The organism is Streptomyces virginiae (genome assembly GCF_000720455.1).
GTDB lineage: Bacteria > Actinomycetota > Actinomycetes > Streptomycetales > Streptomycetaceae > Streptomyces > Streptomyces virginiae.
On sequence record NZ_JOAK01000004.1, the window covers coordinates 95,558 to 109,305 of the forward strand.

A 13,748-nucleotide genomic window follows, 5' to 3' on the forward strand; every position below is an offset into this window, starting at 1 on the left:
AGAAGGGGCCCGGCCGCGCGTGCGGCCGGGCCCCTTTTTCGTGCGTTCAGCAGGCGAACCCGTCACCGTCGGGGTCGAGGCGCAGCGGATCGCTGCCGTTGACCTTCAGGCGCCTGGGGTACTGGTGGGAGGCCAGCCACTCGCAGCGGGCCTTCGCCGTCGCCTTCACCCCGTCCGGGAAACGGGTCGGCACGCACACGTTGACCGTGCCGTAGTGCCGGTCGCAGCCCGCCACGCTCGGCGCGACCGGGACCGACTCCCGCTTCGCCGGGTTCTCCTTGGCCGGGCCGAGCGTGTCGGCGAAGGTGTGCTCGTGCGCGGACGGCTGCTCCTGGGCGGCCGCCAGCGCGGACGGACCGCCCAGGTGCACCCACGTGGCGATCGACGGGACGCCGTTCGCGTCGACCGCGAAGAGCATGTACCAGCCGGGCGGCGCCAGGTTGGGGTTGCTCGTGACGTTCAGGTCGATGTTGTTGCCGTCCACCGTCATCGGCAGGTCCACGAACCGCTGGTTCGGGTCCGAGGAGTGCGTCACCGCCGCCGGGCGGATCAGCTCCGCCTTGGCGATCGGCCGGTCGACGGTGATCCGCTGCGTGTCCCCGTACACCCACTGCGTGTCGATCACCGAGGTGATCTGCGGGCGGGCGCCCTTGAACAGGTACGGCGGCGTGTAGATCGACACGTTGTGGTTGTAGGTGCCGTTGCCCGGGTTGTCGCCCACCGACATGACCCGCCCGTCCGGCATCAGGAACGACGCCGAGTGGTAGGTCCGCGGGATCGGGTCCGTCGCCAGACCCGCCTGGTAGCTGTTGGTCGCCGGGTCGAAGAACGAGGCCTCGAAGACCGGGTCGGCCCGGTCGTGCAGCCCGCCGCCGGTCTCCAGCACCTTGCCGTCGGGCAGCAGCACGGCCGAGACGTACATCTTGCCCTCGGCGCCCGTCTGCGGGCGCTTCCCGGCACCGGTGTCGACCAGGCCCTGGGGCAGGTCCGGGCCGGCCGTGTAGGCGGGGCTCGGCTTCTTCAGGTCGATGATGTCGGTGATCCGGTTCGCCGCCGGATTGCGCTCGTTGTTGCCGCCGCCGATGGTCAGGACCCGCTGGTCCTGGGCCGGGGGCAGCAGCACGCTCGCCGACTCGTCCCGCTCGTCCTTGTTGCGCAGGCCCGGCACGTCGGTGACCGTGTTGGCGTCGTAGTCGTAGATCGAGGCGCCCGTCCCCGGGGTGCCGTTGCCGAAGGTGTGGCTGCCCGAGTAGAAGAGCCGCCCGTCCTGCATCAGGATCATCGACGGGTACAGGCCCCAGTACGACCAGGTCTGGTTGACCTCGTTCATCGGCAGCCACTTGTTCTGCGCCGCCGAGAACTTCTCCGCGGTCACGTTGCCCGTCGAGTCCTCCTTCAGCCCGCCGAAGGAGATCACGTCACCGTTGCCGAGGACCGTCGCCGACGGGTACCAGTGCCCGCCGTTCATGTCGTTCGTCCTCGTGTACTTCTCGGTGGCCGGGTCGAAGGTGTACGAGTCCTTCAGCCCCTGGTAGCCGATCGAGCCGTCGGCCGACGGATAGCCCTTGTTGCCGCTCATCACCAGTACCCGGCCGTCCGACAGCTGCACGTGGCCCGCGCAGAACATGTCGACCGGCGTCGGGATCGTCCTGAACGACCCGTTCGCCGGGTCGTAGACGGCGGAGGTGAAGGTGCCCGCGTTGAACTGGGCGATGTCGTTGCCCGAGCCCGCGATCAGCAGCACCTTGCCGTTCTTGAGCACGACCGCGTGCATCGAACGCACCGGGTTCTGCGCCGGGATCACCTGCCACCTGCCCTTGGCGCACTCCTGCGCCGTACCCGAACACGCCGGCTGCGGAGGGGCCGCGCCCACCTCCTCCAGCGCGTAGTCGTCCGTGGTGAGCGTGCCCACCCCGTACACCGACAGCCCCCAGGCGATCTTGTCCGTGTTCGGCGGGACGACCGGCGTACGGACCTCCGTACGCGCCCACCCGGCGCTGACGGGCGGATTCTGCAGGTCGGTCCAGTACTGCCAGCCCGCCGTCGTGTCACGGCGGAACACCGTCACCGACACGTCAGGGGTGTTCGACTTGTACCAGGCCGACAGGTCGTACTGTCTGCCCGGCGTGACCGCCGGCGCGCACGCGGTGTTCTCGGTGACCAGCGCCTTGCGGTCGCCGTCCACCCGGCGGGTCAGGGACACCCTCATCGCCTTGGTGCCGCCGTGCGCGTCGGCGACGGTCGCGAAGGTGAAGTCGTTGTCGCCCCAACCGGACTTGGACCAGCAGGACGGCATGTCGGAGCCGGCGGCGCCGGCGGTCTCGAAACCGGGATTGGAGAGCAGATTGGGCGGACCGGCCGTGGCCTGCTGCGGTGCGGTGAGCAGCAGACCCGCGGTCATCGCCCCGACGGCGAGCAGCGCGGCACGCCGCCCCGCCCTCCGCCGGATGGTCGGACGCATGGAAAGGTTCCTTTCTGTGCGGCTCAACTCCTGGTGTGGCGCCCCGACGTGAGCGGGGAGGTGCGGCGGCGCGGCAGGTAGACCAGGGCCTCGGTGGCCGCGAACCGCAGGACGAAGGTGGTCACCAGCGCGAGCGCGGTGGCGGGCAGCACCCCGAGCCCGAGCCGGCCGACGAACACCGCGATCAGCGGGATGCGCAGCAGCAGATCGGCGTTGGCGAGCAGGGCGAAACGGCCGACGCGGTCCGCCCAGTGGCGGTGCCGGCGCCGCTCACGGAAGAGCAGGACCTCGATGAGGACGAAGTTCCACGACACCCCGGCCTGGTTCGCGACGATCTCGGCCGGCAGGTAGTGCATCCCTGCGCCCGTGAGCAGCCACAGCGCCGCCAGGTTCGGCACGAAACCGGTGAGCCCGATCAGCCCGAAGCCGATCATGCGAGCCAGTGGGGCCGCGGAACGCAGCGAGGCGAGGTGGGCCAGGAAGCGCATGCCCTCACGGGCCGTGGACTTCGACTCCCCCGCGAAACGCACCTGGAAGACGAACGGCACCTCCGCGACCCGAGCCGGACGGCAGCGCACCGCCAGCTCCAGCAGGATCTTGTAGCCGAGCGGCTGCAGGGCCTGCGCGGTCACCGTGGAGCGGCGCATCGCGAAGAAGCCGCTCATCGGATCGCTGATCCCGCGCAGCGCACGCGGGAAGAGCCCCTTGGTCAGCCACGTCGCGCCGCGGGACACCGCGACGCGGTAGCTCCCGGCGAGCCCGGCCCGGCTGCCGCCGCTGGTGTAACGGGAGGCGACCACGAGGTCGGCGCCGGTGCGCTCGCCCTCGCCGACGAGCTCCGGGACCAGGTGGGGCGGGTGCTGGAGGTCGGCGTCCATGACGACGATCCAGTCGGTGTCCGCCCGCGCGATCCCCGCGACGACCGCCCCGCCGAGACCGCCCTCGGGCGTCTCGCGGTGCAGGACCGACACCGGGAAGGCGTGGTCGGCGGCGGCCTTCTCGATGACGGCGGGCGTGTCGTCCGTGGAGTCGTCCACGAACAGCACCTCGCAGGGCAGGTCACCGGGGAGGGCCCGGCCGAGCCGGCGCAGCAACTCGGCGATGTTCCCCGCCTCGTTGAAAGTCGGGATGATCAGGGTGACGCTCCCGGCCACAACCCGCGGAACATGTCGCTCCGCATCGACCGGGGCACGCAGGGACCACAGGTCCTCGCTCATCGCGGCTCAGCTCCCACTCTCACGGTCGGTGCGACGGATCTCGATGCGGTCCTCACCCGAACCGAAGACGGCCACCACGCGCGAATGCTCCAGCGCCGCCCTCACCGTGGGCAGGTCCACCGCGTCACGGCGCACCGTCGGCGAGGAGACCACGTAGTCGATGTCCCGCCAGCCGCCCGGCAGGGTCCTGGAGACCGCCGGGTCCAGATCGGCCTTGTAGAACCAGATGGCACCCGGCCCCGGCTCGAAGCCGTGGTGCACGGCGTCCAGCCAGAGCGCGTCGTCGAGCAGCACCCGGGTGCCCGCCGGGTCGGCGACCTCGCTGCCCAGCCACGCCGCGGCCTGCCGGTACGGGGCGTTCGCGTCGGCCGTGAGCGCGGTGCGGTCGCCCTCGTACCAGCGCGGCAGCACGTACACCGCCGCCGACACCGCCAGTACGCCGAGCAGCGCCCGGCGCGCCCACACCCGGGACCTGCGCTCCCCGCCCGCGCGACGGCGGCGCAGCACGGCGTGCGTGACGCTGGCCGCGCCGCCCGCCAGGACCAGGGCGAGGAACGGCAGCGCCTGGATCACGTACATCGCGGGCAGGTAGCCGGAGGGCCGCATCGCGACGACGGCGAGGATGACGGCGGCGAGCGCCGGGCCGGCCAGCGCGCGGGCGGTGACCGACCGGCGCACGGTGACGATCAGCAGCACAGCGCCGGCCAGACCGCCGAGCGGGAGGACGGTGTCGTAGTAGAGCCAGGACCGCAACACGCCGTGCGAACCGGAGCCGGGCGTGAGGATGAAGCCGGAGCCCTCACGTCCCATCTGGTACGTGATGGCGTCGATCAGCGAGACGTGGCCGGAGCCGGGCAGCAGCTCCCCGTTGAGCAGGGCGTAGAGCGGGTACGACAGTCCGATCAATGCACAGGCGGTGACGGCCCCGGTGACGGCGAACTTCCGGGTGTCGCGGTGGCTGTGCCGCCACATCGTCACCAGCAGCGCCGGGAGCACCACCAGCATCGTCTCCTTGGTGAGGACCGCGGTGGCGGCCGCCAGCCCGGAGGCGAAGTGGTGCCACAGGTGACGGTTCGGCGACGCGGCGAGGCAGAACGCCAGCAGCATCCACATCACGGCGATGTTGTCGAGGAAGATCTCCCGCTGCAGGACCACGGACAGCGGCGACAGCCCGAAGAGGGCCGTCGCGAGCCCGGCCGCCCACCGCGGCAGCCACAGCCGGCGCGCGAGCACGTACAGCAGCACCGAGGAGGCGGCGGACACCGCGAGCATCGAGAACCGCATCGGCGCGACGGTCATCCACTCCGGCACCAAGAGCGACGGCAGGTACGTCAGACCCGCCAGCTGGATCCAGCCGAGCGGCGGATGGTCGTACCAGTACGTGTAGTGGGCCAGGCCCTCGCCCTGCTGGACCGCCCACGCCTGGGCCAGGTAGGTGCCCTCGTCGTCGCTCAGCGTCGGGAAGTGCGTGATGTTCCAGCCCTGCACGGCGACGATCACCAGCAGCAGGGCCCCGCACAGCAGCAGGTCGGGGCGGGAGGAGCGGAAGCGCACGAGCGGGCGGCCGGGCGGAGCCGGCCGGCCGCCGAGCCCGTCGCCGGCCGTGGTGCGCCGGGCCCCGGGGGCGGTGGCCGTGGGCGTGGGCGTGGCCGTGGGCGTGGCCGTGGGCGTGGGCGTGGGCGTGGCCGTGGGCAGGGTGGCGGTCACCGGCGGCCGTCCTCTCGGATCGCGGTGGCGGATGCGGTGCCGGCTGCGGTGCCGGCTGCGCCGGTCGGCAGGTGGGCGCCGGTGTGGCTGGTCAGTTCCCACTCGTTGCGGCCGCGCTGCTCGCGCCAGACCGCGCGGATCGCCGCGCCCGCCAGCATCACCTGGTAGAACGGGCCGCCGACGACGAGCTTGACGTAGTGCGCGAAGCGGACGCGCAGACCGTACTGCCGGCCGAAGTCGTGCAGGCCGACGATCTCGAAGACGAAGGTCACCATCGCCGTGATCATGGGCAGGAAGGTGATGATCGCGATCCCCACCGGTACGTCGAGGAACACCGCGACGGCGAAGTTCACCGGGATGATCACCCCCGACGCGGCCTGCATGAACGGGGTCATCAGCGTGTAGCGGGCGAGCCAGCGCTGACCCCGGCCCGGCAGCTGCTGCCAGTCCTTCTTCCGGTACACCTGGAGGAACCCCTGGTTCCAGCGGGTGCGCTGCTTGAGCAGGCTCACCAGCGAGCCGGGCGTCTCCTCCCGGGTCACCATGTCGGAGTCGTAGGCGACGACGACCTTCTTGCCGACCGACGACAGCCGCACCCCCAGGTCGCAGTCCTCGGCGAGGCAGTTCTGGTCCCAGCCGCCGGCCTCGCGCAGCACCTCGGTACGGACGAAGACGGTGTTGCCGCCCAGCGGGATGAAGCCCTTCTCGGCGTGCAGGTGGAGCCGTGAGCGGAACCAGAAGAAGTACTCCAGGCAGTTGCGCAGGCTGTACCAGCTGGAGTGGAAGTTGATGAGCTGGACCCCGCCCTGGACCACGTCGGCGCCCGTGGCGCGGAAGGCGTGGTCGACGTGGGCCAGCAGCTCGGGGTGGACCTGGTCCTCGGCGTCGAAGACCCCGACGATGTCGCCACGGCAGGACGGCAGGGCGGTGTTGAGGGCCTTCGGCTTGTTCTTCGTCTCGTGGTGGTCGACGACCACCCGCACCCGGGCCGGCGCGCGGGCCGCGGCCCGTTCGGCGACGGCGGCGGTCTCGGGGTCGTCGTGCCCGACGATCACGATGATCTCGTAGTCGGTGTGGCTCGATTCGAGCAGCCGGTCGATGGTGTGCTCCAGCACCGCCTGCTCGTGGCGGGCCGGCAGCAGCAGCGAGAAGGCCAGGCGCCCCTCCCCGTCGGGGCGGTCGAAGCGCGTGGCGGCGAGCGTCTCCGGGGTCCGCCACGCGTGCATCTGCCACCACAGCGTGAACGCGGCCATCCAGAAGAGCGCCAGTGAAATCACAGCAATGAACACAGACGTGTACAAAAAGGCCCCCCACAGACCCGCCGCCCCCCGGCGGCGATCAGAAAACCCCCCGGGAACTCGCGGCAGGCCCCCCGGCCCGCCGCCGCCCCGCTTCCCCGTACCCCGCGCCCCTGCTCCCCGCCCCCGGACGGACACACCCCCCGGTGCGCCGTCCCGGTGACTCCCGAAGACCTGAGGCTAGGCAGTGAACATGACATCCAGCCTCAGTGTCGATGAAGTACGTGTTTCTGAATCGACATGCACACAAACGGAATTGACGGCACTACCGGCCCTTCAGGGACGAACCGCACCCAACTGCTCCGCCAGCTCGACCGGGTCCGTCGTAGGCCGCGCGCAGACGAAATGTCGACACACATACGCCGCCGGAAGGTCGCGCACGAGCGTGCGCTCGGCCAGAAGGGGGAACTCCCCCTCGCCGCCCCCCTCGCCGCCCTGCGCGGACTGCGGCAGCCCGACCGCCACCACCGCACCAGGGGCCGTCCCCAGCAACGCCGCCCGGTGCAGCGCCGCCCGCGCCGGATCGTCCGGATGCCCGACGACCGCCACCTCACGCGGCCCGTCCGACAACGCCTCGGCCACCGCCAGCCCGTGCCCGATGAACCGCGGCACGCGCGGACCGAGCGCGTGCACCACCCCGAGCGCCCGCTCCGCCGCCGTACGGTGCGCCTCGGACCCCGTGTGCGCGGCGTACGACAACAACGCACCCGCCGCGGCCGTCCACCCCGACGGCGCCGCCGTGTCGGTCGGATCCTGCGGCCTGCGGATCAGCTGCTCCGCGTCGTGCGCCGTGTCGTACAGCGACCCGTCCTCGGCGGTGAAACGGTCCAGGACCAGGTCCACGAGGAAGCCGGCGAACTCCAGCCAGACCCCCTCACCGGTCACCGCCGCCAGGGCCAGGAAACCCTCCGCGACGTCGCCGTAGTCCTCCAGCACCCCGGCGTTGGCACCCACCTGGCCGTCCTTGCTGGTCCGCGCGAGACGAGGGGCCCGGCCGGCGGCCGCGTCGAAGTGCACCCGCACCAGCAGATCGGCGGCCTCCGTCGCCCGCTCCACCAGGTCGGGCCGCTCGAAGTACGCCCCGCACTCGGCCAGCGCGGCGATGGCCAGACCGTTCCAGGCGGCGACGACCTTGTCGTCCCGCCCGGGCGCGGGCCGCTCAGCCCGCGCGGCCAGCAGCCGCGCCTTGATCCCGGCGATCCGCTCGGCCTCCACCGCCGGCCCGTCCTGCGGAAGCTGGAGCACGGACTTGCCGTGCTCGAAGGTCCCCTCCTCCGTCACCCCGAAATACCCGGCGGCGAGTGCCCCGTCGTCCTCCCCGAGCACCTCCCGCAGCTGAGCGGGCGTCCAGGCGTAGTACGCGCCCTCCACGTGCTCGCCGCTCGCCGGATCCTCACTGTCGGCGTCGAGGGCGGAGGCGAAGCCGCCCTGACCGGTCCGCAGCTCCCGCACCATGAAGTCGGCGGTCTCGAGCGCGACCCGCCGCGCCAGCTCGGAGCCGGTGGCCCGCCACAGGTGTGCGTAGACCCGGCAGAGCAGGGCGTTGTCGTAGAGCATCTTCTCGAAGTGCGGCACCACCCACTCCCGGTCCACGGAGTACCGCGCGAACCCGCCGGCGAGCTGGTCGTAGATCCCGCCGCGCGCCATCGCCTCACAGGTGTCGGCGGCCATCTGCAGCGCGCCCTCGGACCCGGTGCGGGCGTGGTGGCGCAGCAGGAACTCCAGCACCATCGACGGCGGGAACTTCGGCGCCCCGCCGAAGCCGCCGCGCGTGGCGTCGTACTCGCGCGTCAGCCCGAGCAGCGCCTGCGCGAGCTCCTCGGGGCCCGGCGTCCCGGCCTTCCCGTAGTCCAGCTGCCGCCCGGCCAGGTCGCGCGTGATCTTCTGCGCGACCTCGGCGACCTCCTCGGGCCGCCCCACCCAGGCGGCCCGCACGCCTTCGAGGACCTGCATGAAGGAGGGCATCCCGTGCCGCGGTTCGGGCGGGAAGTAGGTCCCGAAGTAGAACGGCTCGGCGTCGGCGGTGAGGAACACCGTCATGGGCCACCCACCCTGCCCGGTGGCGGCCTGCACGGCCTCCATGTAGACGGCGTCGACGTCGGGCCGCTCCTCGCGGTCCACCTTGATGTTGACGAAGTGTTCGTTGAGATACCCGGCCGTCAGTTCATCCTTGAAGCTTTCAGCTTCGAACACATGGCACCAGTGGCAGCTTGAATAGCCGACGCTCAGATGGACGGGCACGCCCCGCTCCCGCGCCTCGGCGAAGGCCTCGGGCGACCACGGCCACCAGTCGACGGGGTTGTCGGCGTGCTGGAGCAGGTACGGCGAGGTCTCGTTCGCAAGGCGATTCGGCATGGCCCCATCCTGCCGCACCACCCCGCGTAGGGCTCATGACCTGGCCATCAGGCCGCCGGCTGCGTCGGGTTACGTCCTGAGGACGGGGGCCAGGTCCTGGAGCCAGGCGGCGCGGGTCGTGGTCCAGGTGTGGGGGCAGGGGGTGCGGGGCGGGGTGGCCAGGGTGGGGTGGCGGGCGGGGGCGGCGCCGTAGGTGGCGCAGCGGTGGGATTCCGCACGGGCGGGGTCGGGGGCGTGTTCGTCTTCGGGGTCCGGTTCGGGGTGGGCGGCGGCGGCCAGGTCGTAGGCGCGGGCTGCGGCCAGGAGGGTCCGTTCGCCCTCGGGGCGGCCGTCGCGCAGCAGCATCAGCTGGGCGAAGCGGTCGGCGGCGTCCTCTTCGGCGCGGTCGTCGGGTGCGGGGAGGCCGAGCGTGTCGATGAGGGCGTGGCCCGCCTCGTGGTAGAGGGTTTCGCGGGCCACGGCGGCGACGGGGTCGTCCGCCGGGGTGTCGCCGGCCCGCTCGAACAGCTCGCGGTCCTCGGTGAGGTCGTCGTAGCAGAGTTCGATGCGGCGGGTGCCGGGGTCGTAGCCGCTGCCCTCGCCCGCGCAGGAGCGGGTGGCGACCTCGATCCGGTGAGGGAGGTCGAGGTAGGTGTTGAGGTCGGCGGTGACGGTCTGCGTGATGCGGTGGCGGTCCAGGAGAGTGGCGATCTCGCGGTCTGCGGGGGCTGGTTCCTCGCGGCGGAGGGTGAATCCCTGTGCCGGTGCCGGGTGTTGGCAGGAGGTGAGGGGTGCGGTCAGGAGCAGTGCGGCGCACAGGGCGGCCGTGGCGTGGATCGCTCGTAATGTCATGGGGCTCTGGCCTCAGGGGAGTTGGTGTTTTTCGATCCGACTGTATGAACGAGTGACCGCTTCCCTCTGAACTAGCTCAGATTCCCTCGCGAACGGGGGTGTCCCGCAGGACACTTGTGGCACGTTGCCGGAGCTCTCTGAGGGGGATGCCGATGCGGGACAGCCATCGTGGTGAGGCCGAGCGTCTGTTGGAGCGGGCTGTGGACGAGGCGGTCCGGCGGGGGGCGGGCACGGCGGACACCGCGGGCGGGGCGGTGGACGGGGCGGCGCTGCTGGCGCGCGGCAGGGAGGCCCTGGACGCGCTCGCCGCGAGTGCGGCGTCCGAGTACGAGGCGTACGTGCGGGCGCTGGACGAGGCGGCGGCCGGGGACCAGTCGCTGGGTGAGGCGTTCCGGCGGGGCGATACGTCGACGGCGGTGCTGGTGACGGCGGTCGCGGCGGCGGCTGCTGTCGGGGCGGACCTGTCGCTGGGTGTCGCGGCGGGTACGGCGCTGACGGCGGGTGCGGTCGTGGGGATCGCCGGTGCGGTGGCGACGGTGGCGAGGGTGACGGCCCTGCACGTGCCGGCCGCGAACCGGCGGGCGGGGGAGCTGGGCCGGCCCGGTGGGGCGGAGCAGCTGAGGTTGCAGTGGTTGTCGGCGCTGGAGGTGCGCGGGATACGTCCGTTCCTGGAGCAGCAGCGTGCGGTGGCGGCGGCGGCGCGGGCGCCCCGGCCGGTGGCGGTGTCGCCGGTGCGGACGGCCGGGGCGTTGCGCGGGGTGGACCGCAGTGCGGAGGCGAGGCGGCGCAGTGCGCTGGAGCATTCCTTCGGGCAGTTGCCGGACGTGGCGGACCGTTTCGCGGGCCGCCGGTCGGAGTTGACGCGGATCGCGCAGTGGGTGCAGGCGGCCCGGGCGAGTACGGAGACCCGTCCTGTGGTCGTGGTGTTGCACGGGGAGCCGGGGGTGGGGCGGACGGCGCTGGCGCTGCGGGCGGCGCACGCGTTGCGGGACCAGTTCCGGGGTGCGTGCGTGGTGGACATGCGGGGTGGTTCGCCCAGTGGTGAGCCCGGCGAGGCTCCGCTGTCGACGCGGGAGGCGCTGTTGCACCTGATGAACCGGTTGGGTGCGCCGCGCGAGCAGTTGTTGTTCCGGGAGGGGGCGTCAGCGGAGCAGCAGGTGCGGCGGCTGGGTGAGCTGTACCACCAGCATCTGCGGGGGTTGCCGGTGACGGTGCTCCTCGACGACGCGGTGGATGCGGCGCAGGTGCGGATGCTGGTGCCGGAGCGTTCGGAGAGCCTGGTGCTGGTGACGGCTCGGGAGCCGCTGGAGTTGCCCGGGGACGTGGCGGCGTGGGTCCATCAGCTGCCGGTGGGGCGGCTCGGCGGGGACGAGGCGGCGGAGCTGGTGCGGGCGGTGGCGCCGGAGGCGGCGGCCGGTGGGAGAGCCGAAGCCGACGTGGCTTCGGTGGTGGAGATGGGCGGTGGGCTGCCGCTCGCGTTGCGGATGCTGGCTCCGCTGGTGCGCGACAGCGCCGTGGCCGCCGTCGGCGGAGGGGGCGGTGGGGACGGGGTGCATCCGGTGGAGGCCGCCCTGCGGGCCGCGCATGCCCGGCTGGCCGAGCCCGCCCGGCTGCTGCTGCGGCGGTTGCCGCTGGCGGGGCGGGCTTCGCTGGGCGGTGCGGCGGCGGCCGCGCTGGCCGACGTACCGGAGCAGGCGGCGCTGCGCACGCTGGAGGAGTTGTGGGAGGCCGGTCTGATCGAGCGGGTGCGGGGCCAGCGGTTCCGGATGCATGACGCGGTGCGGGCGTACGCGGCGGCCCGGCTGGCGGCGGACGAGGACCGGGCGCAGGCCGTGGCGGCGCACGAGCGGTTGATCCGTGACTACGCGCAGCTCGCTGACTCGGTGATCCGGATGGTCGACGGGAAGATGTCGACGCGGGCGAACCAGTTCGGGGGGCACGGCTTCGTTTCGCTGGACGCGGCGCTGCGGTGGCTGGACGACGAGTCGAGCTTCATCACGGCGGCGCTGAGGCATTCGGAGGGGGTGGACCAGCAGGCGGTGCTGGACCTGCTGGGGGCGTTGTGCGACTTCTGTCTGCTGCGCGGTGACCTGTACCGGCTGGGTGAGATCGACGAGCTGACGCAGGCGGTGGCGGCGGGCCGGCAGGACCAGGCGGGGCAGCAGGGGCGGCTGGTGCGGTCGGTGCAGTGGCGTACGGGTATCGCGGCGCGGCAGCTGGGTGAGCTGGACAAGGCGCGTACGACGCTGACGTCGGTGGTGGACCAGTACATGGAGGCTCGTCAGGAGGCGGGGGCGGCGATGGCGCTGGTCTCGCTCGGGATCACGCTGCACCACCAGGGGAATCTGCCGGAGGCCGCGGTGCGGATCCGGGAGGCGCTGGTGCTGCAGGAGCCGGCGGAGCTGGCGGGTGACCGGGCGTGGGGGCTGCACGCGCTGGCGGCGGTGGAGCGGGACCTGGCGCACCTGGCGGAGGCGACGCGGCTGCTGGAGACCTCGCTTGAGCTGCACCGGGAGAGCGAGAGCGTGCACGGTGAGGCGTGGGCGCACTTCCAGCTGGGGCAGGTGCACCTGCGGTTCGGTGAGGTGGAGCAGGCGGAGAAGGAGCTGGACCTGGCGCTGCAGCTGTACGGGCGGACCCGGGACGACCGTGGTGAGGCGTGGGCGCTGACGCAGCTGGGCCGCGCGCGGGTGGTGGACGGGGATCCGGGGCCGGCGGTGGAGCGGTTGCGGGAGGCGCTGTCCCGGCACCGGGAGGCGGAGGACGCGCGCGGTGAGGCGTGGACGCAGTACTACCTGGGGCAGGCGCTGGAGGTGGGCGGCGAGCGGGACCGGGCGGTGCGGGAGCTGGAGCGGGCGCGGACGATGTTCTCGCGGATGCGGGACGTGTACGGGCTGGCGCACGCGCGGCACCATTCGGGGCGGGTGACGCGGGACCAGCGGGCGGCGCAGACGGGGAACCTGAAGAACTCGGGTTTCGCCCGGCAGCTGCTGGTGGATGCGCGGGCGGATTTCCAGCGGATCGGGCTGGCGCACGGTGAGGCGTGGACGTGTCTGGAGCTGGCGGTGGTCGACGCGGGCAACGGGCGGCTGTCGCAGGCGCTCGGGCTGTGCGAGGAGGCGGTCCGGTTGTTCATCTCGTACGGGGACCGGCGTGGGGAGGACTGGGCGCGCTTCTTGCGGTGCACGCTGCTGCCGTACGTGGGGCTGGCGGGGCCGGGGGTGCCGGAGGAGGCGCGGGCGGAGCTGGCGCGGCTCGTGGAGGCGCCGCATCCGGCGCGTGACGGGCGGCTGGAGGACTGCCTGGAGACGTACGGGGTGATCCTGGGCCGGGGTGTGGATCCGGCGGAGGGCTGGCAGGCGTGGCGCCTGGGCCTGGTCCCGAACCTGCACTCGCGTGAGGTGATGGGCGTGCCGCGGGTGTGACCCGCCGCCGCCCGGCCGGGGCGGCGGCGTCCCCGCCCGACACCACCCGCCGGCGCCGTCGCCCGCGCCCGTACGGGACGGCCGCGCGGGCGGGACAGCCGGGCGGGGCCGCGCGGGCCGGCCGGCCGGCGACACCGTCGGGAAACGCCCCAGGGAGTGTCCGCGAAGCAGCGCCGGCCGCCCGGAGGGCGGGCGCCGGGCAGGCGGGACTTCGCGGGCACGGCCTAGCTGGTCGGCTTCGGGGTGGAGGTGGTGGGGGCGGCCGGGTCCGGGGCTTCTTCGAAGTCCACGCGGCCCATGTGCCGGTTCATGGACTTCATCAGGGCCCACACGCCGACTGCGAGGGCCGCGAACACGATGAAGCCCAGGATTCCGGGGGTCACCTTGTTCTTGTCGAAGGTGTCACCCGCCAGGGGAAGGAGCTGGGTCAGTGCTGCCTGCGTAGCGCTCATGG

The 13,748-nt window shown here is 72.7% G+C and carries 8 protein-coding genes; 1 reads left to right on the forward strand and 7 read right to left on the reverse strand.

Annotated elements, in window-relative coordinates; translation table 11 throughout:
• Positions 1-46: 46 nt before the first annotated feature.
• The 6 genes from IG86_RS0108760 to IG86_RS39785 all read right to left on the reverse strand — a co-directional run bounded on the left by IG86_RS0108760 (position 47) and on the right by IG86_RS39785 (position 9,869).
• A complete protein-coding gene (locus IG86_RS0108760) occupies positions 47-2,461 on the reverse strand; it encodes a galactose oxidase family protein (RefSeq protein ID WP_030896091.1) in 2,415 nt (804 codons plus the stop codon).
• Between the two features lie 23 nt (positions 2,462-2,484).
• Positions 2,485-3,678 (reverse strand): glycosyltransferase, encoded by a 1,194-nt coding sequence (locus IG86_RS0108765; protein ID WP_078848123.1) that lies wholly within the window; start codon positions 3,676-3,678, stop codon positions 2,485-2,487.
• Between the two features lie 6 nt (positions 3,679-3,684).
• Positions 3,685-5,385, reverse strand: coding sequence for an ArnT family glycosyltransferase (locus tag IG86_RS0108770; protein WP_030823043.1), 1,701 nt, complete (start codon positions 5,383-5,385; stop codon positions 3,685-3,687).
• Positions 5,382-6,686, reverse strand: coding sequence for a glycosyltransferase (locus IG86_RS0108775; RefSeq protein WP_030896101.1), 1,305 nt, complete (start codon positions 6,684-6,686; stop codon positions 5,382-5,384). Before IG86_RS0108775 ends, IG86_RS0108770 begins: the two co-directional genes overlap by 4 nt.
• Positions 6,687-6,959: 273 nt before the next feature.
• A complete protein-coding gene (locus IG86_RS0108780) occupies positions 6,960-9,038 on the reverse strand; it encodes a thioredoxin domain-containing protein (protein WP_030823037.1) in 2,079 nt (692 codons plus the stop codon).
• 69 nt (positions 9,039-9,107) lie between these two features.
• A complete protein-coding gene (locus IG86_RS39785) occupies positions 9,108-9,869 on the reverse strand; it encodes a DUF4344 domain-containing metallopeptidase (RefSeq protein ID WP_051785053.1) in 762 nt (253 codons plus the stop codon).
• A gap of 152 nt (positions 9,870-10,021) precedes the next feature.
• On the opposite strand from IG86_RS39785, the gene IG86_RS0108790 reads away from it, so the two are divergent.
• Positions 10,022-13,294, forward strand: a complete 3,273-nt coding sequence (locus tag IG86_RS0108790; RefSeq protein ID WP_078848125.1) for a tetratricopeptide repeat protein — start codon at positions 10,022-10,024, stop codon at positions 13,292-13,294.
• A 224-nt stretch (positions 13,295-13,518) separates the two neighbouring features.
• Here IG86_RS0108790 and IG86_RS0108795 read toward each other — a convergent pair whose 3' ends face one another.
• Positions 13,519-13,746, reverse strand: a complete 228-nt coding sequence (locus IG86_RS0108795) for a hypothetical protein (RefSeq protein WP_030823028.1) — start codon at positions 13,744-13,746, stop codon at positions 13,519-13,521.
• Positions 13,747-13,748: the final 2 nt, after the last annotated feature.

What these genes read in the sequence shown, in the direction of transcription:
- IG86_RS0108760 (WP_030896091.1), bottom strand. Translation starts at nt 2,461, where the DNA reads ATGCGTCCGACCATCCGGCGGAGGGCGGGGCGGCGTGCCGCGCTGCTC.
- IG86_RS0108790 (WP_078848125.1), top strand. Translation starts at nt 10,022, where the DNA reads ATGCGGGACAGCCATCGTGGTGAGGCCGAGCGTCTGTTGGAGCGGGCT.
- IG86_RS0108765 (WP_078848123.1), bottom strand. Translation starts at nt 3,678, where the DNA reads ATGAGCGAGGACCTGTGGTCCCTGCGTGCCCCGGTCGATGCGGAGCGA.
- IG86_RS0108780 (WP_030823037.1), bottom strand. Translation starts at nt 9,038, where the DNA reads ATGCCGAATCGCCTTGCGAACGAGACCTCGCCGTACCTGCTCCAGCAC.
- IG86_RS39785 (WP_051785053.1), bottom strand. Translation starts at nt 9,869, where the DNA reads ATGACATTACGAGCGATCCACGCCACGGCCGCCCTGTGCGCCGCACTG.
- IG86_RS0108795 (WP_030823028.1), bottom strand. Translation starts at nt 13,746, where the DNA reads ATGAGCGCTACGCAGGCAGCACTGACCCAGCTCCTTCCCCTGGCGGGT.